The sequence below is a fragment of the Vibrio sp. 14N.309.X.WAT.E.F5 genome (assembly GCF_030397615.1).
Lineage (GTDB): Bacteria > Pseudomonadota > Gammaproteobacteria > Enterobacterales > Vibrionaceae > Vibrio > Vibrio lentus.
Genome location: NZ_JAPNXR010000001.1, coordinates 354,452 through 378,745 on the forward strand (window position 1 = coordinate 354,452; position 24,294 = coordinate 378,745).

Consider the following 24,294-nt stretch of genomic DNA (forward strand, 5'->3'; position numbering starts at 1 on the left):
CCAATTAACACAGCTAGAGTATTTCTAATAGATAATAAAACGCCACGTTAAAATAACGTGGCGTTTTCGATTTCAGTCAACTGAGGCTTTAAAGTGCTTCAGTTGTAGCCTTACTTAAGCCGTTAGAGACTCAAGGTTCGCAGGACGGTAATGTACTGATTTTAGTACTTTACCTTGGCGAACAGTCTTGCCTTCAGATACGAAATCTTCCGCACACTTAGCGATGATGTATTCGCCTTTTTGAACCGCCATCAGTTTGATGTTTTGCTCAGCATAGAAAGCTTCAGTTTCTGCGTATTCTTTTTCGTTGCGACATACTTTGCTCATGTTGCTTGAGTGTACTTCGTCCCAACAAGGTAGAAAGTCGATTGAACGGTTTTTAGAAACATTCAACAGTAGGTCGATCAGGTAGCTGATTGCTAGGTTGTCTTCAACCTTCGCTTGACCAAGGTGAACCAGACGTCCCATCAAAACATAAACGCTGTCTACAATAGCGTCCGCTTGTTCGATTTTTGAGTCAGCTTCTGCAAGTTCTGTTAGTTCTTCGATCGCTAGAGAGGTGTGTAGCGTATCGCCTTTTTCGTCCATTGTTTCAGGAGCAGCAACAGGCAGATCAAAAGTACTGCGGAACTCTTCAATGTCGCGGTAAAGGTGATCGTAGATTTCTTGGCTTAGTTGAGAAAGGTTCATTTTCCTGTCCATTCTGTTTCGTTAATGGGGTATTTTACCAAAGCTGGGAATAGGGTGCTAACGCAAAGTCGAAGAAGTCGACTTTTATTCATTGGACCAATGAGGTATTTTGCATACAAACCAATTGATTATTGTGTTTTTTTACCCTTTACTCTTCTTAATATACCAAATATTAATGTTGCCACTAACTCTGGCTGCAGTGGGATCCCAGTTATGAACCAAGCTAGTGAAAGTGAAATTGTTATACGCCGCTTGTATCAAATCACCAATGATTATCGAAAGGGTTTCGATATTCAGATCGCTCAGCTGCTTATCATGGGGCTTGAACGCTTCAACTTAGATATTGGTATCTTATCTAAAGTCGATGGTAATACTTATTTAGTTGAACACTGTGTCACACCCGAAGGTGTTGAACTCAATAATGGTGACACCTTCGATTATCGCTCGACCTACTGTGAGATCACGTGTAAATCGATTAGGCCTATCTGCATTGAACACTGTGGTAAGCATGATAAGTATGCGACTCATCCTGCCTACCAATCTTTTGGTCTGGAGTCTTACATTGGTGTCCCTATTTTCGTCAATGATGAGCTTTATGGCACCTTAAACTTTTCAAGCCCGACTCCTTATCATCGTGAATTCAAAGAGTTCGACATTGACGTGATGAGGTTAATGGCTTCATGGATAGAAGTGGAACTCGTTAGAAGACAGCAAGAACGAAAACTCAAAGAGCTAAACGAGAAGCTAGAGTACCAAGCTCTTTACGATCCTCTTACACACTTACCGAATAGACGCTGCTTGTTCAAAACGCTGAATGCAGAAGTTGAGCAGTTAAAAGGGTCTTTAGGAAAGGGAACCTTGGCAGTTGTCGATATAGATTTCTTTAAGGTCGTTAATGATACTTACGGCCATCAAATGGGTGATGTTGTGTTAAAGAAAGTGGCGAACGTGTTGAGTCATAACACTCAAGAAGGAGAGTTCGTGGCACGCTTTGGTGGCGAGGAGTTCATTCTTTGGTATCCAAACAAAACCCCAAGTTGTGTGGAAGATAAGTTCATGACTCTTTTACAAGAGATGAAGAAAATCACACTCGATAGAAAGCCAGTCACGATATCAATCGGTGCATGTCATTTTGAATTGAGTACTGGAGACACCAAAGGGGAAAGAATGTCGGCGTTAGACTCGTTAATCAAAGTTGCCGACGAATGCCTGTACATTGCTAAACAAAATGGACGAGATCAGTTTATTTCTCGTCCATATCATCAAGAACACTCCGGTTCGTAAGCCGAAATTGATTTGTTCTTAATGGGCAACTGCCGCAATTAGCTGAATAGATAAGGGAACAGCTGACGACGTTCCGCTGGCGTTAAAGACTCAACTCTTGCTATGTTCGTATCAGGAATCGCTTCAGGGTTAGGGTAGTGCTTCAACACTTTTTCCATGCTTGCTTCACGAATCAAATGGTAAACAGGATACGGAGAACGATTCGTTAGGTTTTCATCGTCTTCTGGATCCGCACCACCAAAGCAATAGTCTGGGTGGAACGTCGCTACTTGATAAACACCTTCCCAATCTTCCTGTTTGATCAGCGCTTCTATCCAATCAATGAACATGTTGTAGTCGAAGAAGTCTTGCAGCATGTTAGGGACAACCACTAAAGTCGTCTCTAATTCCGCGACTGGCGTGTTATCTAACTCTACGAAATGCGTCATGATGTCTTGCAACAACGCTTCTTCGGTATTCGCTTCACTCACAAAGATCTTAATCTGTTTATTACGTTGTGGCTTAGCTGCGAATGGACACAGGTTTAGGCCAATAACGACATCGTCTAACCATTGTTTTACTTGGTCGTGGATGGTTTGAAGATCTGTGCTTTGAGTGTTCGACATAACAGGTTCCGAAATGAAATTTTGCGTAGGATATCAGAACGGACGTTAATCAAAAGCAATAATTCAATCAGACAGCTTGTGTTACTTAAGCTTCAGCTAGCTTCGAGGTTGATCCTTGAAGTTGTTTTAACTGATAGACCCAAGCAAAAATCGCAATATAGAAGATTGAACCACCTGCGATCACACCATTCCAGCCAAACAGTTGCCAACAATATAAGAGTAAGAAACCACCCAAACTTCCGCCTATGTAATAGTGGACTAAGTAAAGTGCGGTTGCTGTGGCCTTCGCACTTGGCGCTTTTTGACTCACCCAAGAATAGGCAAGGGTATGAGCGAAGAACGCGCCGCCACTAATCAATAACAAGCCTGCTAACATGAACGGAACTTTGTCGACGGCAGAAATTAGCATTCCGATTAAGCTGATACACACCCCTATCAAGATTCCGTTTAACGGATCAAAACGAAGTGTCCATTTGTTGGATAGCTTAGAACTGACCGTTCCGGCCAAATAACATAGGAATATGAGTGAAGCCAAACCAACAGGTACTGAGTGAGGTTCGGATACCAACCTAAAGCCCATTACCGAATACAGGTTAACAAACAGCGCGAAGTTAGCGCCACCAATCAACATCGCGAGCCACAAGGTGCGGTTTCTTAAGTGCATCACTACAGAGCGGTTATGATGAAAGAACAACCCTTTCTGAGGTTTGAAGTTTTGCTGGTCAGGCAGGCTATACGCAATATAGAGCGCGCCAAGTAAAGAGCCGACAACGAAAAACAACACAGTCGCATGCCAGTCGAAATAGTCCGTGATTAAGCCTCCGAGTACACGCCCGAAAATGCCACCTAATGAGTTGGCTGCAATATAGCCACCAATCGCGACCGCAAAGGCTTTGGGCGATAACTCTTCGACCATATAGGCAACCGCCACGCCCGCAAAAGCAGCGACTGCGATTCCCATGAAAGCTCGGGCAATAACCAGTTGTAGCAAGGTTGTGGTGAACACCATGCTCAATCCAATCAAAGGAATAGCGAACAAACTGAATAGGATTATAGGTTTTCGACCAAAGGTTTCAGAAGCGATTGCCCAAGGCACCAAACTGATGGAAAGCCCCAGCGTTGTCGCGGCAAACAACCAGTTGATTTGAGTTTCAGATACTTGGAAGTGCTCGGCCATGTGCGGCAAGATAGGTTGAAAGAGGTAAAGGTTACAGAAAATGATAAACGAGCCAATCGCCAATGATTGGGTGATGCGTTTGTATTGAGGACTGCCTTTATCAAACATTTACGTTGTGCCTGCACGAGTTAATAAGCTATTTGTGAACAAGTTATCAGCACAATTGTGATTAAAGAAATATATTAAAAATATCACCTCTATATATAAAATATATCGACATGCTTGAATCAAAACCTCTTCGACATTTTCTGGCCGTTGCTCAGTTTGGTAACTTTACTCAGGCTGCAAAAGCGCTGCATATCGCACAGCCTGCATTGAGTATTTCTATTAAGAAATTGGAGCAAACATTGGAGTTAATTCTGTTTCGTCGCGGAGATAAATCCGTCACCTTAACGGAAGAAGGTAAGGTACTGTTTGAGCATGCGAAGCGAATCGCCCAGCAGTTTGATGATGCTCAGCTCGCAATGAACGAGTTAAAGGGGTTAGAGAAAGGAGAGGTGCGTTTAGGAGCACCAAGTATGATGGGGAGCTACTTTTTCCCGCAAGTCTTGATGGCATTTAAGAGCCAATACCCAAATCTCAAGTTAACACTGATTGATGCGGGTACCGCTTCGATTCGTGAAATGTTATTAAACGGTGAGCTTGATATCGGCGTGATTAATCATGAAAACGTGCCTGATGACCTCGAAACTGATCATTTATTGAGTTCTGAAATGCTAGCCGTCGTTGGTAAAGATCACCCATTGGCAACGCAAGCATCCATCACCTTTGAAGAGTTTTTCGCTCAAGAACTCATCATGTTCAAGTCGGGTTATTTCCACCGTGACTTTATCGATGCGACCTGTAAAAAGTACAACCTAGACATGACCATCGCATTCGAAACCAACTTGCTCCCGATGATTCTTTCTATAGTGAAGCGAGAGTTCGCCATTACCGCACTACTCAGCTTAGTGACAGAGTACGAGGAAGATGTTGTCGGCGTGCCATTCAAAGACCCTGTGAAACTGAACCTATCTTTGGCCTGGAGAAAAGAAGGCTATCTGTCGAAGGCAGACAGAACCTTTATTGATTTCGTGAAGCAATATGTGTGATTGATCTTTAACGTTCAAAATAAGGGTCGAATTGAACTAAGATCACGTTTTGCACGTTGTTTTGCGTATTGAATCACAAAATGAGAACCAATCATTAAGGGGTTATAATTTACTAATAAAGGCCAGTATTCAATAATAGTCATACTTAATGGTATGGTGTTCTTAGGTTATGACATGTGAGTGTAAAGAGCAAAAGCTAGTTAGGGTTCATAGAACGTTTATGGATCGTTTCTTTGGTATTAAAGGTAGGTACCAATGTGTGCATTGCGGTATGGTTTTCAAAATCAAAGGTTAATGCGCTGTAATTCTTGCGTCTTAGTAAAGACAAAAAACAAAGCCCGCACATCCTTGGTTGGATCTGCGGGCTTTGTTGTGTAGAAGTATTAAGCTCTTAGGCCACGTTATGTGTTCTTTGAGTTATACATCTTATCGAAGTTCTTCTGATTCCAACCGACCATCACTTGATCACCGATTTTAAGTACAGGGATAGAGCGCGCGCCCATTGCCTGCAATTCTTTACGACCACGCTGCATTTTTGCATTCGTGAGACGATATTCAATTTTCTTTGAGTCCAGATAGCGTTGGGCATCTTTACAGTGCGGGCATTTGTCTGCGACGTACAATACAACACGTTTCATTTTTTCATTCTCTTGGTGAATCTCGCTAAAGTGTAACGAATCCTAGGTGATTAGAAAAGTGTGATCAGTTACACTATGCGGCTCAAATTTCAAGACCACAACGTATTGTCGTGGTGTAACCGGTACGGTCTTTCAGCATGCATCCTTCTTTGCGGTATATTCAAGGCTATCCTAAGCACATTATTGACCCCGTGACTCAGTTACTTGAGACGGATAAATTAGTGCCTTGGTTTGAAGCTCGTTATCCAAATAATCATGAGATAAAGAGCGAGAGAGCCTTGTTTGACTATGCGATTGAGATAAAAAATCGCTATATGAAAAAAACACCGCCCATTAGCAAAGTGATTTACGACGGGAAGATACACCTAATCAATAATGCATTAGGCCTTCATTCTTACGTTGCAAAGAATCACGGTGGAAAGATCAAATCGAAAAACGAAATTCGCATAGCGAGTGTTTTTAAGAACGCACCAGAGCCTCTATTGAGAATGCTGGTGGTTCATGAACTGGCGCATATTAAAGAGAAAGAGCACGATAAAGCTTTTTACCAACTATGCTGTCACATGGAACCGGACTATCACCAACTTGAGTTAGATGCCCGTTTATTCATGATGTATTTAGATTTAAAGAAGTAGCCCAATGAGCCAATCACAAAACAGAACTACGCTAAGCCTGTCGAAAAATAGTACCTCATCAGTAAAAACAAAAGACAATCAAGCTGACGTTAAGCCAAGTACAGCTAAGCCAAGCAGCGACAAGCGTATTTCTACAAAGAACACATCTGATAAAAGCCGTAAGAGTAGTGCACCCAAAGGCGCTGGCAATAACAACGCAAAGCGACCTTTTGCAAAAGATAGCAAAGGTAAACAGGGTGCCAATAAAGGATCATCGAATAAGGGTTCTTTTAATAAAACTGCCTTTAACAAAAACGCAGCGCAGAAAAGACGCTCGGCTGAAAAACCTCAAGGCGGTTTGCATCCAAGAAACCAACACACAGGCCGATACGATTTTGACCTGTTGGTCGCGGCATTGCCGGAGTTGAAAGAGCACCTGATTAAGAATCCAGTAGGGGAAGATACGGTGAACTTTTCCGACCCTCTGGCAGTCAAGCTTTTGAACAAAGCCTTACTTGCTCATCACTACGGTGTGAAGCATTGGGATATTCCAGCGGGTTATTTGTGTCCGCCTATTCCAGGGCGAGCTGATTACATCCACAGAGTGGCAGATATTCTGAATAGCGATAGCCAAGGTGAACCTTATAACCATGCTTCGGTTAAAGCGTTAGATATCGGTGTTGGTGCAAACTGTATCTACCCAATCATCGGTGCGACAGAGTATAAGTGGCGTTGTACTGGCACGGATGTGGATCCTGTTTCAGTGAAAGCGGCGAACTTTATTGCAGAAAGCAATGCGAACCTAAAAGGTAAGATCCGCAGTCGTTTGCAAGCCGACTCAGAATCCATCTTTAAAGGTGTGATCAAGGATAATGAGCGTTACGATGTCACTATCTGTAATCCTCCTTTCCATGGTTCACAGGAAGAAGCTGAGCAAGGTTCGCAACGTAAGCTAGACAACTTAGCAGCCAATCGAGCGAAGAAAGCAGGCTTACCGTTTAAGCCTGAGCGTAAAAACAAGAAGACGGTGCAGAATGCCGTAGATGCAGCGAACAAACCAACATTGAACTTTGGTGGTCAGAAAACCGAGTTGTGGTGTACGGGTGGTGAAGCCGCGTTTATCTTGAAAATGGCTAAAGAGAGTCAATTGTTCTCGACGCAAGTTTTATGGTTTACGACACTGATTTCTAAAAAAGACAACGTAGACATGATTCGTTCAGAACTTGGTAAGCTGAGAGCAAAACAAGTGAAAGTGGTTGAGATGTCGCAAGGACAAAAAGTCAGTCGCTTCGTTGCTTGGACATTTATGGACGACGAACAGCGTCAACAATGGATCGAGTTGAAATAACGAATCCAAGACTAAAGTAACTGGTTCAAAACCGACCTCTAAAATTAAAAACGGGTTTGCTGATACTTTCAGCAAGCCCGTTTTTGATCTAATTATTTAATCATTTTATCATCTGAACCGTAAGCTGGTTTAAACAGAAAGCAGCTCGTCTAATTCACTTTGGTACTTCTGTTGTAATGCGCTGTTACCGGCTTTCTTCTCTAGTTCGATTAAGATTTGAAGTGAGGGGACTTGATAGCCATAACGCTGGTGGAATTTAAACAGACGCAGACGAGCATCATTATAATCCTCAGTACTGACCTCTATCTTAGAGAGCTGAAGAACTGATTTTACGCGGTTTGGATCGTGGTCAATCGCTCTCGTGAAGTAGTATCGTGCTTGGTCCACTTCGCCCGCTTTGAACGCACAAAAAGCCGCATTTTCATAACTTGCAGACACTAAATAATAGTAAGGCTGATCAATAGCTTGGTTGAAGTATCTATCGGCTTGCTGGTATTCACCTTGTTTACATAGAAAGGTGCCGTAGTTATTGAGCACGTTGCCATTTTTTGAATCCAAGCGCAGAGCTTTTTGATAAGTCACTCTGGCCTCATCAATTTCGCCGACTCGCTCAAAGTAGTGAGCCATAGACAGGCGCGCGCGATAGTAACTTGGTGCATGTTTAACCGCGAGTTCAAGATTCTCTCTAGCTCTTACCATGTTACCTTGCCCCATATACCCTAAGCCTAACTCGATTCGAGATTCAGACATCGCAATAGGGTCGCTTTCTATTTTAGGTGGTCCTTCAGTCACAGAAACGCAGCCAACCAGTGAGAATGAGGCGAGTAGTGCGAGATTTGATAATAGGGGATATGAAAACAACGATTTGGCAGGCATGTGCGGCTCCTTATGAACACAAACACATCATATGAAATCGCAGTCGTTGAAGTGGTAAATCTATTATGGAATGCGAGCCACACACCATAAAAAAGCCGCGCTCAATTAGCTGTTTTATCAACAACCTATCGAGTGCGGCTTTATCAAAATTGATTACAAAGAATTATTATTTACTACGAACTAACGTCTAATCGTCTTTAGTGAAGTTGTCTTCGCTGAAGTGATCCAGATCGTAAGGCGTTTGCTGGTAAACGCAGTAGTTTAGCCAGTTGGAGAACAGCAAGTGCCCATGGCTTCGCCAGCTTGCAACCGGCTTATTGTCTGGATTGTTGTTTGGGTAGTAATTGATTGGAATCACCGGCTCCATGCCTTCCCCTAAATCACGAACGTATTCACCGTGTAATGTATGCGCATCATATTCTGGGTGACCAGTTACAAACACGTTTCGCTTATCTTTGGTTGCGGCTAAGTAAACACCAGCAACGTCAGATGTCGCAAGAATATCCAGTTCAGTATGGTCGTTTAGGTATTCTTGTGAGAAATCGGCGTAACGCGAGTGGGGCGCTAAAAACGTATCATCAAAGCCACGTAGAAGCGGGTGGTATGGGTTATGTATCTCGTGACTGTAAACACCAGAAAGCTTCTCTTTGCGCGTGCGTTTTGGCAAATCATACAACAGCTTTAAGCCCGCTTGAGCTGCCCAGCACACATACAGAGTCGAGGTGACGTGTTTATTGGCCCACTCCATGATGGTTTTTAGGTGATCCCAGTAGATAACATCTTCAAATTGAACCAAGCCAAGCGGTGCACCCGTGATGATCAGTCCATCAAAGTTTCTTCCTTTGACCATTTCAAATTGGCGGTAGAAGTTATCAAGGTGTTCTGTCGGTGTGTTTTTGCTTGGGCGGTCATCAATGCGCAGCAGCTCAACATCCACTTGCAATGGACTGTTTGATAGTAGGCGTAAGAATTGAGTTTCAGTTTCAATCTTCTTCGGCATTAGGTTGAGGATCAAGACTCGAAGTGGACGAATTTCCTGTGTCGATGCTCTTGATAGCGGCATAACAAAGATGTTTTCTTCACGAAGAACATCAGATGCTGGCAATTGGTCTGGAATGCGAATAGGCACAGCTTTCTCCCTAAGCTAGATATGTAGACGTCTATACTTCTAAATCTATAGTAGTTTGATACGCTTGTCGATATCCAAAGTGGATAGTTGTAAATTATTTGTGTTTTCTATCAGAAGCAATACTTAGCTTGCTAGGGGAATGCTGTGTTTTGTTCATACATTCGTGTAAGGGGAATTGATTGGTTCAAGTCTGTAAGATTGGTAGAGTTATTAGAGCACTTCGCTAGTATTTGAGATAAACTTGAGCTTTCGAATTAGCCTGAAAAGTGACAGATGAAGTTAATACTCATTCGAGGGTTGCCTGGCTCGGGTAAATCAACAAAGGCAAAGACCTACGATGCATTACATGTCGAAGCGGATATGTATTACGTGAATGAGCAAGGTGAGTATCATTTTGACCCTAGGCAGCTGCAACAAGCTCATGAGTGGTGTCAAAACACGGCTGAAAACGGCTTAAAGCAGGGGCTTGATGTGGTGGTATCGAATACCTTCATTAAGCAATGGGAAATGAAGGCTTATCGTCAACTTGCACTCAAATACAAAGCAGATTTGGTTATCGAAGTCTGCCGAGAGCAATATGGCAGCATTCACGATATCGAACCATCGGTGATTAAGCGTATGGCGAAAGATTGGCAAGAATAACCCTGTGCTTTTTTGCAACTTAGTATCTGGCTAACGAATCAAACACAACGATCAATATTTAAACTCAAAGAATAACTCCAAGGTAAAGATTGAAATGGCAAAGCGCTCTGTTGTGGTCGACATGACCTCTTATGGTATTTACTCCACATGGGATTCAAAATCTAAAGACCTGCCAAAAATCCAAGAGTTCACCACGATTGTTGACGCTGAAATTGATGTTGAGTTTGGCTACATTCTGAATATCAAAAAAGCCAAAGGTGAAAAGATCCGTTACTGCATCTATCACCCAGATATCACCACAGACAAAGGTGAGGTCTTAGAACCGTTTGATGGGGAAGAGTACGTCGGCAACAACGATTGGGATTTTTACTTAGGCGACACTATCTGGGCTCCTGTCTCAAATAAACTCGGTAAATGGCGCATGACGGTCGAGCTAAAAGGAAACATCATAGCCGACAAGACGTTCGATTTAGTGGGTAAAGATGAAAACCAGTTCTGGAAGCGTCGAGGTTTTTAGACGAAATTTCTGGTAGACGTTAGCGTTAGGCTAAACGCAGACAATAAAAAGCCGAGTCACACGTTATGTTGGGACTCGGCTTTTTGATATGAGCTAAACGGTATTCCGACCTAGCTTAGAAGCAAGACTATTGAGTCACGTAAGCGACAACAAACTCAGTGATTGCGACTATGTCTTTCACTGCAATGTACTCTTCAGTGGTGTGAACTTTCGCCATACCCGTAGATAGGTTAACCGTTGTTAGACCTTTCGCGTTGAAGTTGTTTGCATCGCTACCGCCGCCAGTGCGTTTGGTGTTCGCCGTTACCCCAAGCTTTTCGAATGCTGATTTGATAGAAAGAATATGCGGATGATCGTCTGCAATCACGAATGCATCGTAAGCACGAGTTGATTCGATTTCCACTTCAGCACCGAACTGCTTCGCGCTTTCTTGGAATGTCGAAATCATGTGTTCAACTTGAGCAGTAAGCTTTTCGCCGTTTAGAGAACGTGCTTCAGCCACAACTTTAAGCTCTGGCATTACGATGTTAGTCGCTTGACCACCTTCAACAATACCCACGTTTGCTGTCGTTTCTTCATCAATACGAAGCAGGTTCATTTTAGTGATAGCGTCTGCTGCTACTTGAATCGCGCTGATGCCTTCTTCTGGTGCTAAACCAGCGTGTGCAGGGCGACCTTTGATCTTCGCAACGATTTTCTGTTGGCCAGGTGCTGCATTTACGATAGTACCAATCGGGCCGCCTGTATCTAGAACAATAGCGTGCTCAGATTGAATGTAAGACATATCAAAGTTCAAAGAACCAAATAGACCGCCTTCTTCGAATACGGTGAACGCGATTTCAATGGTTTTGTGCGCTTGGCCTTCAGCTTGGATTACGCGAACCGCTTCCATAATAGCTGCGATGCCAGATTTATCGTCGCCGCCTAGGATCGTGTTGCCTTTTGAACGGATGATGCCGTCTTCGATGATTGGCTCAATGCCGATACCTGGCGTTACTGTGTCCATATGGCAGCTAAATACTGTGCTACCTGGAAGTGTGCCATCTAAACGAGCGTAGATGTTGAAACCGTTCGACACTTCTTCAGGAACGGCCAGTTTATGTACGTCAAAGCCTAGTTCGCCTAGCTGCTCAGCCAGTGCTTCCGCGATGGCTTTTTCGTTGCGTGATTCACTATCGATTTTCACAAGATCGCAGAAATGGTCGACAAGACGTTGTTCATTAATTTGGGTCATTGTTAATTCTCATTATGTTTCCGCTCGTTCGTCAGAAGTCACGGCTATAGGAACAGGAAAATCACTATAACGCCAATGTGCCAGATGAATGCCTGAGTTAAATCAAGAAAGTTGCCTGATTATTCTATTTAATTAGAAAAATCTTATTTATATCGTCGAGCTGGCAACATTTTAATCTGTGTAGGGCTCGGGTATAATGCGTTTCTAATATAGATAAACAGCAGTGATATGAGAATTCAATTTGGAACGGCCTTGATACATGAGTAAAAACAACGTTTTAGGGTCCTTTCTACTCGTTGTAACAATGAGTGCCGTACTCGGGCTTTATTTGTTGTACCCATTGCAGGACGACGACCTGAGTCATACGCAATCAACGAACACTGCTGCTTACACCCCAGAAAACGAACTTTCTAAGTCCGCATATGGGCTCCAGTTAATCAAACTGCTTGAGCTATCTCGCGGTGATCCACTTCTCGCACAGCAAAAGCTTGCTGAGCTGACAGACACTTCACCTAAAAAATCTTCAGCTATTTACCAAGCTTACCGTCTGATGATTCTGTCAAATGTCGCCCAGCATCAGAAAGATACCGAAGCCGTCATGAGATATGTTCAACAGCTTGAAGAATTGGCTGACCACAAAGATTTGTTGTGGTTGAGAGCCCAGTCGCTTGTTGAATTATCCATCGAGAATTTGAAAGAAGGTGAACTCGCTGCCTCTGAAATTCAAATTCGTTCCGCAATCGATATTGCAGAATCCATAAGATACGAAGAACTGTTGGTCAAAGCCTATAATACGGCGGGAGCAATTAATAACGTTCGTAACGACCTCCAAGATGCTCAATACTTTTTCCATCAAGGGATACAACTGGGGAAAAAGTACCCAAAACATATTTATAACAGCAAGCTCATGTCTAACATGGCATTGCTTTATATCTATTTGGAAGATTGGCCGAAAGCACTCAAGATTATTGAGAAAGCCAAAAAACTCTATTATCAAAGCGGATTACTTGAAGATGAGGCCATTGGTATCCTCTACATTAACGAAGCCTTCACCTATTTAAGCAGTGGTGACCTCGTAAAAGGTCGTATTGCTTATAACAAAGCAAAGCAGCTGAATAGTGAGAGAGTTAGTACACGGTACAAGGTTCTATTGCTCAGAACATACAGTGATGTATTGCTTGCGGAAGGGGAATTCCAATCAGCTCTCAATGTGACGAATCAATGCATTCATTATCCTGGGGTCGAGAAATACACGCTTCAACATGGGCAGTGTTACCTCAACCGAGCGTTGGCGAAAGTCGGACTGAATAAAGATGATGATACCCTGACAGATTTTCAACGCGCGTTCGACATTTTTGAAGTTGTGGGTAGCCGAAATTGGAAGGTACTCGGATTAAAAAGGCTGGCTCAATATTACGAATCAAAAGGTAATCTTGATAAGGCATTACACTATTACAAGCTATATTATAAAGCTAATAAAGCGCTGCTTTTTGACAAGCGCCAGAGTGATATCTTTCTTTTAGAACAAGACTTTGCAACAGCGACACTCGCGAAAGAAAACGAATTACTCAACACGGAAAAAGACCTGAATGAGTTGTTACTGCAAAAGCAGCAGCTTAGGAATCGAATCGTTGTCGCATTGATCATTATGGTGGGTATTAGCGCACTGCTATTGATGATTAGATTACGTTCAATCCAAAAAAAGAACAGTGCCTTGTTAACCCAATCAACGACTTGTGAGCTTACCGGCTTGTTCAATAGGCGCTACCTCGAACAATTACTAGCTCAACCTATGCCATTCGGGCACACCCAATTTGGAATGAGTTTTGCGATTCTAGACCTCGATTTCTTTAAGAAAGTGAATGATACCTACGGGCATGATGTTGGTGATCAAGTGCTGGTGGAAGTGGCTAAGCGTTTAGGTCAGGTAGTACTTCAAAATGATGTTGTTGCACGTTGGGGCGGGGAAGAGTTCGTTCTGTTACTTTCAGGCTCTCAAGATCCGGAACAACAACTAGAAACCATCAGGCTAGCCATCGCTCAGCATCCTATTGATACTCATGCTGGAACGTTGAGTCTTACCTGTTCAATCGGTGCCACTATTAACATCGCTCAAGAGCAAGTTAACAATGGTACCTATAAGAAGTCGCTTAAAGCCGCTGATGATGCTCTGTATCAAGCCAAAGAGGCAGGTAGAAACCGAGTGGTTATCGCTGAAAGTTAATCTCTAATCCGGAAATAAAAAGCCATTCTGATCGTGGTTAGATAAGAATGACTTCTAGGCGGTAATTTGGGTATCAGTGTTAGATGAGCGTATTAACTTACTTTGCGATGCCTTGTAGCATTTCTACTAATTCGCCTTCTGTTGCAGGCTCTTTTGCTAGTTCTATCACTGCAGAAGATCCACCTTTCAGCATGTAGGCTTGCGTCCCGCAATGGTCGTAGTGGAACCACTTACCATCAACACAAACATCGGTGTAACATCGAGGGTCTTGTTTTAGTGTCATATCAATTTCCTTATTAACATTTGCCTAACGTTTTTTAATCTAAGTGATCACAAATGTACGCAAATTGATCTACATCAATCTAGGGTGTAAATATTCTTAGAATGATCAAATTGGTGAGCTATGTCGAACTCATCAAGTGACAGTTTCTCCTTAGCAGGCTTGAAAGGGCGTGATGTTTGTTAGCAATTGATTTTCTTTTTCTTGCCACATGCAGGCTTTCTACTTAGGCTACAAACTCTTCTAATCTCCCTATTTACGTGATTGCATTCAAAAATGACTAATATTTTTATCGTTGTAGTGGTTCTTGTTGTGTTCTTTTACTTTATTCAAAAGTATGTGTTTAAACACGACGACACCAAAGACCACGCTTACCAAAAGAAAGGGACATTGCTCAACGTACAGCAAGCCACCTTCTATACGGCCTTGATCTCCGCAGTGGGTAATCACGGCGTGGTGTTTGCAAAAGTGAACATGGCAAACGTACTTACACCTGCAAAAACGAATACCAAGAAAAACTGGTTCATCGCGAACAATAAAATCGCACGAAGCTATTTCGACTTTGTGGTGTGTGACCCGCGTACGTTAGAGCCCAGAGTCATCATCGAGCTCGACAACGGCAAAGAGCTGAATAAGGGCAAGGTAGATCGCGAGAAGCTGCTAATACATGTGTGCAAATCGGCAGGGTTACCCTTGATTGGTGCATCAGTAAAACACAGCTACCAAGTGAGTCGTTTAAAAAGGTTATTGGCAACTCATATTGACCTTATTGAACCATCAAAAGAAGTTCGATTCTGTAAGAAGTGCGGTAGCCCGATGATCATCAAGCTAGCAAGCCAAGGTGATTTTAAAGGCCGACGCTTCTTCACATGTAGCCGTCAACCTAATTGTACTTACACCGAGAACTATAATGTTGTGTTCGATGTGGATGAAGATTCTAACTAATATCTTGAGTCAAAACGCTTAATCTGAGGGATAAGAGACGAAAGAGGCAGATGTATATAGAGATTGAAGTAGAGGCGAAATGTGATCTACTTCAAGCCATTGATCTGCTTTGTGTTTAAAATTTATTCTGATTGTTGCTTTTAAAAGCAAACGATCAGTTTTGTGCAAATTTATCCTTGCGCACTACCCATTCACTCGCTATTATCCATCTCGTTCTGAAGCGTTAGCCACTTAATAAAGCGGTTAGATAAGTTTCAAAGCATTGCCCGCTTAGCTCAGTTGGTTAGAGTACTTGCATGACATGCAAGGTGTCACTGGTTCGAGTCCAGTAGCGGGCACCAAATTCGTTCTTTATGAACAAGCAAAAAAGCCCACCTAGTGTGGGCTTTTTTGTATCTGAAATTTATTCCGGCTAAGCTTTTAGACTTTGTTCTTCAATGCTCTAAAGTGTGATGGCCAGTTAAAATCCATTTGGGTTGTCGATAACGTATAGCCAACCTCCATCAACATATCTCATCACTTCCAGAGCGGTTCCTTTAGAGCCTCCAACTATCTCCCATTCAGACCTTATAAGAGCCGTATCGCCGTTAATATGGATGGATACATCATGGGTGAGCATTTCTACGTCACCTTGAAAGTAACCTTTCAATATCGTCTTGATAGCCTTTGGCCCTCTAGCAAGGTTCCCTTGAGCATCCAGGACGAATATGGCGTCTTCCTGGAACAGAGTGCCCAGTCCGTCGATGTCTTGTTTTGAAAAGTATTCAGCGAAAAGCTGATGCAGTTCTGTTGGCGACTGCGGTTTTTTGTAATCGGTTGATGCGTAAGAATAGTAAGTTATAAAGTTTAAAGCTATGAACAGAAATATCTTCATGGAACCACCTGCTTGTTTGTGTTTTGGGTTGAGGCCATAATAGATAGGGTGCTTACTAAAAGAAATTAGCTACCTAAAAGTAACTAATTACCTTTAAGTAACTATGCAATTGGTGATTTGGATAACCTGAGAGGTAAATATGAGTGAACAGGGTAAGCAACCTGAAGGCTACTGTAACGCTGATAAATATTTGACCTTGATCTCTACGAAGTGGACTGCTCACATCGTTTGGTTATTAGGTCAGACTAACGAAATACGCTTTGGTCAAATCCAAAAGCAGTTGGCTCTGGTGTCTAGTAAAGTACTTAGTGAGAGACTTAAGTTGCTTAGCAAAGAAGGTTTCATTTGGCGTAGGCAAGAAGAAACCGTTCCGGTGACGGTATATTATGGTCTGACAGAAAAAGGAAAAGAACTTGCAGATATTGTCGATATTATCGTAAAAAAATCTGATAGCTGGGATTAGTTTGATGTAACTAAAGAAAAGTTCTTATTCAATACTATTATCTCTTGTGGGCTTTCAGCGCTCTTAGCTTAAGAGGTATTAATCGATATTTGGTGACACACTACGTATTATTAAAGTGCTGAATAACCTTAAAAGCTGGTTTCTATCTAGGTTTTATTACAGATTTATGAATAGCTAGGTAATAAAATAGTCGAAGTAAATGAAAGTGCATATATTATCTAATGAATGCAATGGGAATTATATGTATTTTATATGCTTTGTTTGGCGTTTATATTCGGTTAAATATCGGTATTGAAATATCACACTCAAAGCTAGAGTGTGATTGTCATGATTTTAATAGAACATTATTGGGCTAAGTCAGCAACAAATGTTTGTTTATAGCTGGAGCTCGTTTTTAGCTCGTCCTTAATCCATTGGTTAAATAAGCTAAAGTCAGAATGTATTTGCCAGAAAAGGGATGCAATAACTCGTTTGCCAAAAAAATCGGGGTGGTCTGTAATCACCTTAAGTTTACTGTCTTCTACGTTTCCTTCGATGAGAAATCCCGGTAAAAAAGCAATGCCTTTTTGAGCTTTGCACAGTTCGATAATGGTGGCTAAATCATCCAGTCGCCATAGATTATATGAGGCGATGTTCGACAAATTCAGCAGCTCTTCACAGCCATCCATTAATAGAACACGTTGAGATGGCGCGTGAGACTTCAAGGATACCAAGTCTTCGTGTGCCACCCACCAACAGTTAACGTGAAAAAGCTCTTCTATATTAAAATCGTTATTTGTCTTGTGATAGGGGTTACCTAACGCTAGGTCTATCTTTCCTTCATTAACATAATTACCTAAAACGAAACTAGGTTTAGTCACAACAAGTAGGTCGACATTAGGAAAAGCTTCTGAAAATGCCAACAATGCCTTTTTTACGTTTTTGTTGAAAACTAATGGATCGATACCCACGCGGTAAACTATCTGATCGGATAGATTCATTTGTTCTGCAATAGTGATTAACTCACGATATTTCGATACCACAGGTAAAGATAATTGGAATAGGCGTTTTCCTTTCTCAGTTAACCAGACTTTAGAGTGTTCTCTATTAAATAAATTGAAACCCAAGTCTGACTCAAGGTTTTGCACAGCGGTACTAACCGTTGACTGAGACTTGCCAAGCTTACGTGCAGCAGAGCTAAATGAACCTTCTTCAACTACTGCTATGAACGAAACAATATTTTCGAAATGTAGTTTCATGATTCGACTAACCTTTTGACACAAAGAAATTATATTTTTTATGGTTTGTTGATTCGAAGAACAATAGCGTGATGATAATTGTATTTCAACATGTTTTATAAGGAGTAATAAAGATCGATGAATTATCCATTAGGCTAGTTCCAAAGCTTATATAAACTCTAGATTAAGTGAAATATTGACCTGTGTCTTATTTTTTCAAGTTTATAAATTTAAATATTCATTTTGTCTTTTAACTAATTTTCAACGTAAGTGTTTGTGATATATGGTTTTTGTATTTCTATTGGTATTTTTAAGGTGTTTGTTTTGATCATTTTTCACACGACCTATAGATTGAATCGATAGGGGGTATTTTCCATAGATTGGTGGTGCTAATTATAATGGCGACGAATTTTCAACAGCCTTATAGGAAGAAATAATAATGATTACTAAGCTATACGTTAAAACAAGCATGTTTCTATCACAATTCAAAAACGATGAGCGCGGCGTAACTGCGATTGAATATGGTCTTATTGCAGTAGCAATGGCTGTATTAGTAACTACTGCAGTCGGCGCTGATGGTTTCATTGGCAAACTTGAAGGTGCTTTTGAAGATGTAGCTACTGCTATCGATACTGCGAGCAGCTAACATCAAGCCTTAATGGCTAATGTAGAATATATCGAAAGATATTTGTGCCAGACCTATGTTTTTCATTGGTCTGGCTCAGTTAATTGGGAATAGCAATTAATACATGCTAACGCCAATCCATATAAATTTAGGCAATATTTCCAATTTTGAGTTTTGAAGTGTATTTACTGATTTTGGCAATCGTGTGTGTCTATGTATCGGTTACCGATTTTCTCTATCGCAAGATACAAAATTTCGCATTGTTGATATTACTCTTTTTGCAATGTTTTCTGTCAACGTTAGATATTCAGATTATGAGTTTTTTACTGGTGTTAGGGGGAGGGTTGCTTGTTTACGCCCTGATTTGGATTGGAGCCGGTGATATTAAATATGCCGCGGTTCTATCACTAACCATACCTCTCAACGATTTACTTTGGGCGTTTGTTATGACGGCTTTTACTGGCGGATTTTTAGCCGTTATTTATCTCGTAAATAACAAGCTGATAAGTAAAAAGCTAATAAGAAAAGCGTCGAACGACCAACAAGGTATTCCATATGGGATAGCAATTAGCATTGGATTCTACTTGGTAATTTTAACTCAAAACACGCCACATATATAAACCTCCAAGAATGAGAACATTATGAGATCTCGACTGGTATTACTTGTTGCCATTGCTGCCTTAATAGTTGGCGCGCTGGGCGTTGTCGATTTGTTGAAGAGTGAACCTCAACAGACAACGACCGCTGAAGTGGTGGAAGAAAAAAATGAAGAGCATGTTGCCGTTTGGATGACCACGGAACCTTATGAAAAAGGACGTGCGATAGATGCGCAAGGTGTCGTAAAACAACAACTCCCTCTTAGTGAAGCATTAACGCTTGGTGTCAGAGAAGACGCACAAATCAGCTTTTCACCCTCCATTTTGCTCAATCGTAGCCTTAGTGCAGGTGAGGTTGTGCTACCTGAATATCAAGTGACGCCTGGCCAGCCCGGATACATCGACCTTTTGATCACGGAAGGTATGACGTTATACCCACTTAAAGTCAGTGACAAAAACCTAATCAACGACTATATCCGCCCTGGAACGTCCATTGATATCCTCACTGTGAGCTCTCCAAACGATAACTTAGCTGGAAATATCGATAAGCCGAAGCGCTTTAGAGGGGTGAAGGCGTCAATGTTTCTTAAAAACGTCAAAGTACTGAACATTGGCAATGACGCAACTGGCGACAGTTCTATTACCGCTCGTGCTCCGAGTAAAGAGGATGGACTGACTACGGTGGTCATCGAAGTTAGCCCCGACGAGTTACCAAAACTTGCGCTAGCACAACGAACAATGCACATCGAAATTTACCGAAGCCAAACCTACACGCAACCCGAGTTCGCGGAGGTGCGCAATATTATCGATAACTACACAGGGATTGCTGAGTTACGTGGTAACGAGAACAACCCGAGAGAGGCTTTGTGATGATGATTCACCATCGAATCAAACAAGTACTGTTTGCTTCCATTCTAGCGCCGCTGATTGGTTTACTTTCTATAACAAACGCTTTTGCCGCCGATCGCTCCATCACGCTCAACGATGGTCAGCACATCCAGCTAAAAAGTCCGATTGGCCAAGTGTTTATTAATAACCCTGACATCGTCGACTACAAAATAATCAACGACAACACGATAGTTGTGTTCGCCAATGCTATTGGGCAATCACGACTGATCGTCTATGGCATTGATGGTGATGTTCTGCTTTCAGACCGCATTATTGTTGATTTGGATTTAACGGATATTAGACGACAACTCAAATTTCATTTCCCTGATGCCAAAGTCAAGATTCAGTCTGTGGGAGAGCAAGTCGCCGTGAGTGGTCTTGTTGATTCCGAGGCGACTCGTGACGATATCTATCGTTTGGTTGCCACTCTGCTTGGACGAGAGAAAACAGAGAAATGGGACAAAACGGTGAAGCTGGAGTTTAAATCCGACAACTCAAATTATGAAGAGCCCGAAAGCATGGTGTTTGCCCGCAATATGACGTGGGAAGGGATCATCGAACGCATTGAAGTGGCGACGACTCAGCAAGTGAACGTCAAAATATCGGTAGCGCAAGTAACCGAATCGTTTGGACAAACTGTTGGTGTTGATTGGAGTTCAGTAGGTTCAAGCGTCGGCGAATTTGTTTTCGACCAATTCGATGCAGCAAACCTGAGTACGTTAATCACGGCATTAGGTAACGACCAGATTGCTGAAGTTCTGGCTGAACCTAACTTAACCGTGTTGTCCGGTGAGTCTGCAAGTTTCCTTGTGGGCGGCGAAGTGCCCGTTATCGTTACTACCAGTAACAATGTGAACATTTCCTTCAAAGAGTTCGGCATCAAACTCGATCTCACCGCGAAAGTGCTTAGCCAAGACAGAATCCGCATGCAATTAGCGCCAGAAGTAAGCGAAGTTGAAGGTTATATAGAAACGGCCGGAATCAAAGTTCCGCAACTGGCTTCACGACGTGCGATGACAACCGTTGAGTTAGCCGATGGCGACAGCTTCGTCCTTGGTGGCTTGATGAGCAGTGCTGATTTGGAAAAAATGCAAAAAATTCCTTTTGTTGGCGACATACCAGTACTCGGTGCCGCATTCCGCAAAGCAACCACAGAAAGAAAACGAACTGAATTGATCATCGTTGCTACCGTGAATCTTGTTGAACCGATGAAACCGAAAGACATTCAACTGCCTTACATCAAGAAGACTTCCACGTTGGCGCGTTGGCTAAACATTAAATGGGATGGTAAGTCGGTGACATCTTCCGATGCAACGATTCGTCTGTTGTCGCAAGGAGGGTTTATCCAATGAAGAAATTACTATTAATGGCGTTATTCAGCACGTCACTTTTAGGCTGCGCCTCTGAGCAATATTTTGTTGGTCATGGTGCTGAAGCCTTGGTGTACAAAGAGCACCACAGCTTTGAGTTTGCGATGAAAAACCGTACTGAAACCACTAAGCAGATTACTGCCTTGATTCAAGGTATTGAATCAACGGACAAAGAAGCCACTTATGTCGTGGATTACAAATCAACCCGAAGCAAACAGATGTTGCAAGAGATCTTCGATCAATATCCGTCGCATGTCATCGCGCCACAAAGAGTCTCGTATCGAAGCGCTCAGTTGTTACCGAGCGACTTAAAGATTCAGGTGACCTTAACGCGTTTGAAGACTCAAGAATGCGCACCAGCACAGATTCACGTTCGGTTGAGGCAGCCAGACTGCTTTGCTGAATCGATGCGCTTGAAGCAAGTGGCTTACAAGTCTCGATTGGTAGGAGAGCAATAATGTTTGACCTGACTAAAGCATTAACAACAAAGGCCAAGCCAGTTCAGACCGGAACGACAGGTGTTGCCGGATGTACTTTGTTCTATCAATCTCAAGAGTGTTTAGACCTTGTTCAAGAAGTCTTTCGATTTGAAGGGTGGAATGACCCTGCATGCGTTAAAGCCAAAGCCGGCTTGACCAAGCTGACAGAACAACAAAGTAGCCACATTGTGATTCTAGAGCTTAATGAATCGACCAATGTGGTTGAAGACGCTAAATCTTTTGCCAGCAAACTACCCACGCATAAAGGGGTGGTTGTGATTGGTAAAGAGGATGCGATTTCTACGCTTCGTTCGCTTAAAGATATGGGTTTTTACTACGTGTTCTGGCCAGTGAATAAGCAGGAATTTGCTGACTTCTTAAACCACGTAAGTAAGAACCTCAAGACTTTTTCTGGTGTTAGCCAAAAACGCAAAGCGAAGCGAGTGGCGATTGTCGGTTCAAAAGGCGGCGTGGGTGCATCGTTTCTATCAACCGAGTTGAGCTCACTATTATCAACACAAGGCTCGGACACGATTCTCGTCGATCATCAATATGCGGATACCAATATTGATGTCTTGCTCGGCCTAAAAGACTTTAAGCCGAGAACCATTGACGAGTTCACCGCACCATTGCATGAAATGGATGAAGAAGGGGCGTTGAGTTACCTAATCAATGCTCGCAAGAACTTACGTCTGTTGGCGATTGATGGCGACATGAGTCAAACCGATGTTCTTAATTACAACCAAACCTTGTGTGACCTGTTAGCGCGCAACACCAATTTCATTATTGAAGACTTTTCTGGTGGCGTGGATTTCAAAGTTGAACCTCAACTCTTGGTAGAAAATTTTGATGTGGTTGTGTTGGTGTTGGATGCCTCGGTGTCTTCAGTAAGAAGTGCAAAACGACTGTTTGAAAAAGTCTCCAACTTACAGCTTTCGTTATCGTCGCGTACGCGCGTGATTACGGTGGTGAACTACCATCGTCCGGAAAATGCCTACGTCTTACAAAAGCCCGATCTGATTAAGTATTTAGGCGCCAATGTTGACCTCGAAGTCGATTACTGCAAAGCGTTGGCGCACATCATTATCGATGGTAAACGCGGGCATAAGCATGATCGTCACATTAGTCGTTCTATGGAACAACTAGTGAAACTGATCAATGGTCAGCCGATGGATCAGAAAGGCATGAATTCTTGGTTGAAAAAGGTGCGTGTTAAATGAGTTCTAACAAAGACTTATACCTCGCGTTTCGTGGGCAGATCTTTGAAGCCCTAGATGCAGAAGCGGTTCAGAAAATGAGTCGTCGAGATCTTGAATCACAGATACAAGCAGCGGTTGATTTGTTGGCGAATAGCTACCAAAGACCGATAACCTCGATGATGAAGTCAGGCTTGGTGAAAAGTTTGATTGATGAACTGTTTGGCTTGGGGCCTTTACAGCCCTTGGTCGAAGACCAGTCTATTTCTGACATCATGGTCAACGGACCCAACAACATCTTTTTCGAACGACACGGCAAGGTGAAAAAGTCCGAAGTCTCGTTTGTGAATGAAGAACAGTTGTTAGCCATTGCTAAGCGTATTGCCTCACGTGTCGGAAGACGTGTCGATGAACTTTCGCCGACGGTCGACGCCAGGTTAGAAGACGGCAGCCGTGTGAACATCGTGATTCCTCCCATTTCGTTGGATGGTACCTCGATCTCTATTCGTAAGTTCAGAGAGCAGAACATCGGTTTTGAAGATTTGATTGGCTTCGGGTCGATGTCTCCAGATATGGCGAGAGTGCTGATGATCGCTTCGCGCTGCCGCATCAATGTGTTGATTTCTGGCGGTACAGGCTCAGGCAAAACGACATTGCTTAACGCGCTATCTCAATACATTGCCGAAGATGAACGTATTGTCACGATTGAAGATGCGGCTGAACTGCGTCTGCAACAACCCAACTTAGTTCGACTAGAAACACGTACCTCGAGTGTTGAACAAACTGGAGCGGTGACTCAGCGTGAGTTAGTGATCAATGCGCTTCGTATGCGTCCAGACCGCATTATTCTTGGTGAGTGTCGTGGCTCTGAAGCGTTCGAAATGCTGCAAGCCATGAACACCGGACACGATGGTTCGATGTCTACGTTGCACGCCAACACGCCGCGCGATGCGATTGCACGTGTTGAATCGATGGTGATGATGGCGAACCTAAATCAGCCTCTTGATGCGATCAGAAGAACGATCGTGAGCGCCGTTCAAATGATTGTTCAGGTTAACAGGCTACGCGATGGGTCTCGTAAGATCACAAGCATCTCGGAAATCGTCGGCCTAGAAGGCGACAGCGTGGTGATGGAAGAGATTTACCGTTTTCGTTATGACGACGCCCATTATGGAGAAACCGTTAAAGGTGAGTTTGTCACCGATGGCATTATGCAGCGATCTGAGCTTGTGAAAAAAGCGCAATTCTTTGGGCTCTACGAAGAGCTGAAAGCATCGTTTAAGGGGGCCTAG

General features: G+C 42.7%; 26 protein-coding genes and 1 tRNA gene. 17 read left to right on the forward strand and 10 right to left on the reverse strand.

Translation table 11 applies throughout. From position 1 onward, the window contains the following. Positions 1-114: 114 nt before the first annotated feature. Entirely contained in the window at positions 115-690 is a 576-nt protein-coding gene (locus OW495_RS01600; protein ID WP_099166881.1) for a nucleoside triphosphate pyrophosphohydrolase family protein, read from the reverse strand. Between the two features lie 213 nt (positions 691-903). Here OW495_RS01600 and OW495_RS01605 point away from each other — a divergent pair, with 213 nt between their 5' ends. Next, the gene (locus OW495_RS01605; RefSeq protein WP_099166882.1) at positions 904-1,974 is read left to right on the forward strand and encodes a sensor domain-containing diguanylate cyclase; all 1,071 of its coding nucleotides are present in this window, start codon (positions 904-906) and stop codon (positions 1,972-1,974) included. A 38-nt stretch (positions 1,975-2,012) separates the two neighbouring features. On the opposite strand, the gene OW495_RS01610 is transcribed toward OW495_RS01605, so the two are convergent. Both OW495_RS01610 and OW495_RS01615 read right to left on the reverse strand, forming a co-directional pair. Continuing rightward, the gene (locus tag OW495_RS01610) at positions 2,013-2,579 is read right to left on the reverse strand and encodes a DUF1415 domain-containing protein (protein WP_065112397.1); all 567 of its coding nucleotides are present in this window, start codon (positions 2,577-2,579) and stop codon (positions 2,013-2,015) included. Positions 2,580-2,664: 85 nt separating this feature from the next. Next, on the reverse strand, positions 2,665-3,864 hold the full coding sequence (locus OW495_RS01615) for an MFS transporter (protein ID WP_099166883.1): 1,200 nt from the start codon (positions 3,862-3,864) through the stop codon (positions 2,665-2,667). Positions 3,865-3,974: 110 nt separating this feature from the next. Here OW495_RS01615 and OW495_RS01620 point away from each other — a divergent pair, with 110 nt between their 5' ends. Further along, the gene (locus tag OW495_RS01620; protein WP_099166884.1) at positions 3,975-4,847 is read left to right on the forward strand and encodes a LysR substrate-binding domain-containing protein; all 873 of its coding nucleotides are present in this window, start codon (positions 3,975-3,977) and stop codon (positions 4,845-4,847) included. Positions 4,848-5,248: 401 nt separating this feature from the next. Here OW495_RS01620 and OW495_RS01625 read toward each other — a convergent pair whose 3' ends face one another. Next, positions 5,249-5,485 carry a glutaredoxin family protein gene (locus OW495_RS01625; protein WP_004734934.1) on the reverse strand — a complete coding sequence of 79 codons (237 nt, stop codon included), beginning with the start codon at positions 5,483-5,485 and terminating at the stop codon, positions 5,249-5,251. 137 nt (positions 5,486-5,622) lie between these two features. Between OW495_RS01625 and OW495_RS01630 the strand changes: the two genes are divergently transcribed. Together OW495_RS01630 and rlmF are read left to right on the forward strand one after the other, a co-directional pair. After that, on the forward strand, positions 5,623-6,120 hold the full coding sequence (locus OW495_RS01630; RefSeq protein WP_099166885.1) for a M48 family metallopeptidase: 498 nt from the start codon (positions 5,623-5,625) through the stop codon (positions 6,118-6,120). Between the two features lie 4 nt (positions 6,121-6,124). Beyond that, positions 6,125-7,447 (forward strand): 23S rRNA (adenine(1618)-N(6))-methyltransferase RlmF, encoded by a 1,323-nt coding sequence (rlmF, locus tag OW495_RS01635; protein ID WP_289884593.1) that lies wholly within the window; start codon positions 6,125-6,127, stop codon positions 7,445-7,447. Between the two features lie 129 nt (positions 7,448-7,576). Here the strand turns inward: rlmF and pilW are convergent, their stop codons facing one another. Both pilW and metA read right to left on the reverse strand, forming a co-directional pair. Further along, entirely contained in the window at positions 7,577-8,323 is a 747-nt protein-coding gene (gene pilW / locus OW495_RS01640) for a type IV pilus biogenesis/stability protein PilW (protein ID WP_102512826.1), read from the reverse strand. 187 nt (positions 8,324-8,510) lie between these two features. Continuing rightward, on the reverse strand, positions 8,511-9,452 hold the full coding sequence (gene metA / locus OW495_RS01645; RefSeq protein ID WP_017105520.1) for a homoserine O-succinyltransferase: 942 nt from the start codon (positions 9,450-9,452) through the stop codon (positions 8,511-8,513). A 273-nt stretch (positions 9,453-9,725) separates the two neighbouring features. On the opposite strand from metA, the gene OW495_RS01650 reads away from it, so the two are divergent. Together OW495_RS01650 and OW495_RS01655 are read left to right on the forward strand one after the other, a co-directional pair. Further along, entirely contained in the window at positions 9,726-10,094 is a 369-nt protein-coding gene (locus tag OW495_RS01650) for an ATP-binding protein (RefSeq protein WP_102512825.1), read from the forward strand. Positions 10,095-10,188: 94 nt separating this feature from the next. Then, a complete protein-coding gene (locus OW495_RS01655) occupies positions 10,189-10,611 on the forward strand; it encodes a DUF3859 domain-containing protein (protein WP_017109831.1) in 423 nt (140 codons plus the stop codon). 127 nt (positions 10,612-10,738) lie between these two features. Here the strand turns inward: OW495_RS01655 and OW495_RS01660 are convergent, their stop codons facing one another. Further along, the gene (locus OW495_RS01660; protein ID WP_102512824.1) at positions 10,739-11,845 is read right to left on the reverse strand and encodes a M20/M25/M40 family metallo-hydrolase; all 1,107 of its coding nucleotides are present in this window, start codon (positions 11,843-11,845) and stop codon (positions 10,739-10,741) included. 259 nt (positions 11,846-12,104) lie between these two features. Between OW495_RS01660 and OW495_RS01665 the strand changes: the two genes are divergently transcribed. Next, positions 12,105-14,069 (forward strand): GGDEF domain-containing protein, encoded by a 1,965-nt coding sequence (locus OW495_RS01665; RefSeq protein ID WP_102512823.1) that lies wholly within the window; start codon positions 12,105-12,107, stop codon positions 14,067-14,069. 97 nt (positions 14,070-14,166) lie between these two features. Here the strand turns inward: OW495_RS01665 and OW495_RS01670 are convergent, their stop codons facing one another. After that, positions 14,167-14,352, reverse strand: a complete 186-nt coding sequence (locus OW495_RS01670) for a hypothetical protein (protein WP_017105525.1) — start codon at positions 14,350-14,352, stop codon at positions 14,167-14,169. 273 nt (positions 14,353-14,625) lie between these two features. On the opposite strand from OW495_RS01670, the gene OW495_RS01675 reads away from it, so the two are divergent. Both OW495_RS01675 and OW495_RS01680 read left to right on the forward strand, forming a co-directional pair. Then, positions 14,626-15,294: a DUF2726 domain-containing protein gene (locus OW495_RS01675; RefSeq protein WP_102512822.1), complete on the forward strand. Its 669-nt coding sequence runs from the start codon at positions 14,626-14,628 to the stop codon at positions 15,292-15,294. A 264-nt stretch (positions 15,295-15,558) separates the two neighbouring features. Continuing rightward, positions 15,559-15,635: transfer RNA gene (locus OW495_RS01680), tRNA-Val, on the forward strand. Between the two features lie 119 nt (positions 15,636-15,754). Here OW495_RS01680 and OW495_RS01685 read toward each other — a convergent pair. Further along, positions 15,755-16,168, reverse strand: coding sequence for a nuclear transport factor 2 family protein (locus tag OW495_RS01685; RefSeq protein ID WP_102512821.1), 414 nt, complete (start codon positions 16,166-16,168; stop codon positions 15,755-15,757). A 139-nt stretch (positions 16,169-16,307) separates the two neighbouring features. Between OW495_RS01685 and OW495_RS01690 the strand changes: the two genes are divergently transcribed. After that, positions 16,308-16,631 (forward strand): helix-turn-helix domain-containing protein, encoded by a 324-nt coding sequence (locus OW495_RS01690; protein ID WP_102310981.1) that lies wholly within the window; start codon positions 16,308-16,310, stop codon positions 16,629-16,631. A gap of 344 nt (positions 16,632-16,975) precedes the next feature. Here OW495_RS01690 and OW495_RS01695 read toward each other — a convergent pair whose 3' ends face one another. Next, positions 16,976-17,869, reverse strand: a complete 894-nt coding sequence (locus OW495_RS01695; RefSeq protein ID WP_076671758.1) for a LysR family transcriptional regulator — start codon at positions 17,867-17,869, stop codon at positions 16,976-16,978. Positions 17,870-18,287: 418 nt separating this feature from the next. Between OW495_RS01695 and OW495_RS01700 the strand changes: the two genes are divergently transcribed. The 7 genes from OW495_RS01700 (at position 18,288) to OW495_RS01730 (ending at position 24,294) form a co-directional block, all read left to right on the forward strand. Further along, the gene (locus tag OW495_RS01700) at positions 18,288-18,494 is read left to right on the forward strand and encodes a Flp family type IVb pilin (protein ID WP_017080668.1); all 207 of its coding nucleotides are present in this window, start codon (positions 18,288-18,290) and stop codon (positions 18,492-18,494) included. Positions 18,495-18,652: 158 nt separating this feature from the next. Continuing rightward, the gene (locus OW495_RS01705; protein ID WP_102514176.1) at positions 18,653-19,093 is read left to right on the forward strand and encodes a prepilin peptidase; all 441 of its coding nucleotides are present in this window, start codon (positions 18,653-18,655) and stop codon (positions 19,091-19,093) included. A 21-nt stretch (positions 19,094-19,114) separates the two neighbouring features. Continuing rightward, positions 19,115-19,939, forward strand: coding sequence for a Flp pilus assembly protein CpaB (gene cpaB / locus OW495_RS01710; RefSeq protein WP_102338914.1), 825 nt, complete (start codon positions 19,115-19,117; stop codon positions 19,937-19,939). Then, positions 19,939-21,309, forward strand: coding sequence for a pilus assembly protein N-terminal domain-containing protein (locus OW495_RS01715; protein ID WP_102310985.1), 1,371 nt, complete (start codon positions 19,939-19,941; stop codon positions 21,307-21,309). Before cpaB ends, OW495_RS01715 begins: the two co-directional genes overlap by 1 nt. Then, complete coding sequence (locus tag OW495_RS01720) at positions 21,306-21,785, forward strand: hypothetical protein (protein ID WP_102514177.1); 480 nt, start codon at positions 21,306-21,308, stop codon at positions 21,783-21,785. Before OW495_RS01715 ends, OW495_RS01720 begins: the two co-directional genes overlap by 4 nt. Then, positions 21,785-23,026, forward strand: a complete 1,242-nt coding sequence (locus OW495_RS01725; RefSeq protein WP_065112446.1) for a chromosome partitioning protein ParA — start codon at positions 21,785-21,787, stop codon at positions 23,024-23,026. The genes OW495_RS01720 and OW495_RS01725 overlap by 1 nt, the downstream gene beginning before the upstream one ends. Next, the gene (locus OW495_RS01730) at positions 23,023-24,294 is read left to right on the forward strand and encodes a CpaF family protein (RefSeq protein WP_004733950.1); all 1,272 of its coding nucleotides are present in this window, start codon (positions 23,023-23,025) and stop codon (positions 24,292-24,294) included. Before OW495_RS01725 ends, OW495_RS01730 begins: the two co-directional genes overlap by 4 nt.

Coding starts and splice junctions, on each gene's coding strand:
- OW495_RS01600 (WP_099166881.1), bottom strand. CDS start 690: ATGAACCTTTCTCAACTAAGCCAAGAAATCTACGATCACCTTTACCGC.
- OW495_RS01605 (WP_099166882.1), top strand. CDS start 904: ATGAACCAAGCTAGTGAAAGTGAAATTGTTATACGCCGCTTGTATCAA.
- OW495_RS01610 (WP_065112397.1), bottom strand. CDS start 2,579: ATGTCGAACACTCAAAGCACAGATCTTCAAACCATCCACGACCAAGTA.
- OW495_RS01615 (WP_099166883.1), bottom strand. CDS start 3,864: ATGTTTGATAAAGGCAGTCCTCAATACAAACGCATCACCCAATCATTG.
- OW495_RS01620 (WP_099166884.1), top strand. CDS start 3,975: ATGCTTGAATCAAAACCTCTTCGACATTTTCTGGCCGTTGCTCAGTTT.
- OW495_RS01625 (WP_004734934.1), bottom strand. CDS start 5,485: ATGAAACGTGTTGTATTGTACGTCGCAGACAAATGCCCGCACTGTAAA.
- OW495_RS01630 (WP_099166885.1), top strand. CDS start 5,623: ATGCATCCTTCTTTGCGGTATATTCAAGGCTATCCTAAGCACATTATT.
- rlmF (WP_289884593.1), top strand. CDS start 6,125: ATGAGCCAATCACAAAACAGAACTACGCTAAGCCTGTCGAAAAATAGT.
- pilW (WP_102512826.1), bottom strand. CDS start 8,323: ATGCCTGCCAAATCGTTGTTTTCATATCCCCTATTATCAAATCTCGCA.
- OW495_RS01650 (WP_102512825.1), top strand. CDS start 9,726: ATGAAGTTAATACTCATTCGAGGGTTGCCTGGCTCGGGTAAATCAACA.
- OW495_RS01655 (WP_017109831.1), top strand. CDS start 10,189: ATGGCAAAGCGCTCTGTTGTGGTCGACATGACCTCTTATGGTATTTAC.
- OW495_RS01660 (WP_102512824.1), bottom strand. CDS start 11,845: ATGACCCAAATTAATGAACAACGTCTTGTCGACCATTTCTGCGATCTT.
- OW495_RS01665 (WP_102512823.1), top strand. CDS start 12,105: ATGAGTAAAAACAACGTTTTAGGGTCCTTTCTACTCGTTGTAACAATG.
- OW495_RS01670 (WP_017105525.1), bottom strand. CDS start 14,352: ATGACACTAAAACAAGACCCTCGATGTTACACCGATGTTTGTGTTGAT.
- OW495_RS01675 (WP_102512822.1), top strand. CDS start 14,626: ATGACTAATATTTTTATCGTTGTAGTGGTTCTTGTTGTGTTCTTTTAC.
- OW495_RS01685 (WP_102512821.1), bottom strand. CDS start 16,168: ATGAAGATATTTCTGTTCATAGCTTTAAACTTTATAACTTACTATTCT.
- OW495_RS01690 (WP_102310981.1), top strand. CDS start 16,308: ATGAGTGAACAGGGTAAGCAACCTGAAGGCTACTGTAACGCTGATAAA.
- OW495_RS01695 (WP_076671758.1), bottom strand. CDS start 17,869: ATGAAACTACATTTCGAAAATATTGTTTCGTTCATAGCAGTAGTTGAA.
- OW495_RS01700 (WP_017080668.1), top strand. CDS start 18,288: ATGATTACTAAGCTATACGTTAAAACAAGCATGTTTCTATCACAATTC.
- cpaB (WP_102338914.1), top strand. CDS start 19,115: ATGAGATCTCGACTGGTATTACTTGTTGCCATTGCTGCCTTAATAGTT.
- OW495_RS01715 (WP_102310985.1), top strand. CDS start 19,939: ATGATGATTCACCATCGAATCAAACAAGTACTGTTTGCTTCCATTCTA.
- OW495_RS01720 (WP_102514177.1), top strand. CDS start 21,306: ATGAAGAAATTACTATTAATGGCGTTATTCAGCACGTCACTTTTAGGC.
- OW495_RS01725 (WP_065112446.1), top strand. CDS start 21,785: ATGTTTGACCTGACTAAAGCATTAACAACAAAGGCCAAGCCAGTTCAG.
- OW495_RS01730 (WP_004733950.1), top strand. CDS start 23,023: ATGAGTTCTAACAAAGACTTATACCTCGCGTTTCGTGGGCAGATCTTT.